At 62.7% G+C, this 1768-nt stretch carries 3 protein-coding genes; all 3 read left to right on the top strand.

From position 1 onward, the window contains the following. The coding region (locus tag B7449_RS11460; RefSeq protein WP_048883632.1) for a hypothetical protein at positions 1-379 on the top strand (379 nt) is incomplete at its 5' end. After that, positions 376-885: a lytic transglycosylase domain-containing protein gene (locus tag B7449_RS11455; RefSeq protein ID WP_039736656.1), complete on the top strand. Its 510-nt coding sequence runs from the start codon at positions 376-378 to the stop codon at positions 883-885. The genes B7449_RS11460 and B7449_RS11455, both read left to right, overlap by 4 nt. Beyond that, on the top strand, positions 882-1768 hold an 887-nt coding region (locus tag B7449_RS11450; RefSeq protein ID WP_048883631.1), incomplete at its 3' end, for a secretion/conjugation apparatus DotM-related subunit. The genes B7449_RS11455 and B7449_RS11450, both read left to right, overlap by 4 nt.

The raw sequence follows: 1768 nt of genomic DNA, 5'->3' as shown, positions 1-1768 counted from the left end.
GCTTCTGGCCGAAATCGGCAAGCCGATTGAGCTGCTGGACCGTGGCACCGGAAAAAGGGTGGTCGTACCACCGGCTGACGCGGCGCACCCTGAAGCCTATCTGCCCGTTTTCCTGATCAGCGCCGAAGCCCTGTGGCTGGAACTGACAGGGACGGGCTTTGCCCTTGATGTCAGCAGGACGCCCGACAGCGCGCTCGGCTATGCCGTCCGCAAGGTGCGCGCCGGTTCATTTACGGTCGTGATGTTATGTCTGATCGATGTCACGATGAGGCTTGCGGAGATGGACGATGCGCTGGTCCTCAATCATCTGATCGACTTCTGGGGCGAAGCCCATGGCCGGATCGCTGATGTCGCGCCGACCCTGCAGGGGGCGACATGATCCCCCGCCTCGCTCTGGCGGCACTCGGGGTATTTCCCCTTTTTGCCGCCAGCACGACCGCCCGCGCCGCGAGCATCGAAGAAAAGGGCCGCCAGATTGCAGCCTGTCTGGATGCCTCGGCAAAAATCTCCGGCGTGCCCCGTGGCGTGCTGCTCGTCCTCCTCTATGTCGAGGCCGGCCGCCCCGGAATGGTCAGCCCGAACGGTAACGGCACGGCGGATCTCGGGCCGATGCAGGTCAACACGATATGGGTCGATCGCATCGCGAGGCGATGGCACAGCACGCCCGCGCAAACATATGCGGCCCTGCGCGACAGTTCGTGCGCCAATATCGAGGCAGGTGCCTGGATCCTTGGTCAGGCGATGCAGGAAGCACACGGTGACCTCTGGCAGGCCGTGGCCTTCTACCATTCCCATACCCCACGCTACGGCGATGCGTATCTCCGGCGTTTCTACGACATCGCCCTCACGATGATGGCCAGAAACCGCAGGGACGATCACTCATGAGCACGAGCCGCGTCCCATGGTCATCCAGCGATGACTATCTGCTCTTTTCCTCGATCATCATCATCGTCGGGGTCCTGCTGTTCAGCTACATGGCCTGGAGCCTGTGGCATACGCAGATCACGGCCTTCTATTTGCGGGTCATGCTGGGGCAGATCAACCTGCTGCATACGTCCGATCCCGACCTGATGCGCCTGCGGTTCCAGTTGCAGGCCGCGCAATATCGACCGGACCTGGTGCGGGCGATCCAGCTTTATTATGGACTTGCGATCTTGGGCAATGCCCTGAAATGGCCGGTGGCCATCGTGATTGCCCTCCTGGGCGGGTTATGCATGTGGCGTGCTGCCCCCGGCCGATTTGCAAAAGCGCTCGATCTGGAAGGTCTGATCGCGGTCCAGGCAGAAATGTTTCCGACACTGAAAGGCTTCGTCCGACGCCGACTGGACAGGCTTGTAACGCCCACGGATGGTATCCCCCTGCCCGCGGACCCGGCTCTGACACGTGCCGAATGGGGCGCGCGCTTCGCTGTCGATGCACAGGACCGCTACAGTGAAACCGGCGCGCTCGAGGCATTCACGCGCCAGTTGGGCCGCCACTGGTCCAGCATCCACGCCGCATCCCCTATCGAACAGGTGCTTCTCGTTGCCTTTGCGATGCACTACCTCCAGAGGCGCCGGGAAGCCCTCGCCCTGCTTGGTGAACTCTCTGCCGGTCTGGCCGACGCTGGCCTTGATGGTCCGCATGGTCCGCTGGCGCCGCTCACGGTGCCAGAGTCCGTTATGCGCAGCGCCCGCTCTGCCCTGCAGGACAAGGAAATCACAAACTGTATCGATACGGTCTGCGAGCGCAGCGGGTGGAGCGTGACCGCGCTCATGACCCTGCTGCA

The organism is Komagataeibacter intermedius TF2 (assembly GCF_000964425.1).
Classification (GTDB): Bacteria; Pseudomonadota; Alphaproteobacteria; order Acetobacterales; family Acetobacteraceae; genus Komagataeibacter; species Komagataeibacter intermedius.
The sequence above is the reverse complement of the archived record's forward strand: the minus strand, read 5'-3'. Positions and strand labels throughout refer to the sequence as shown.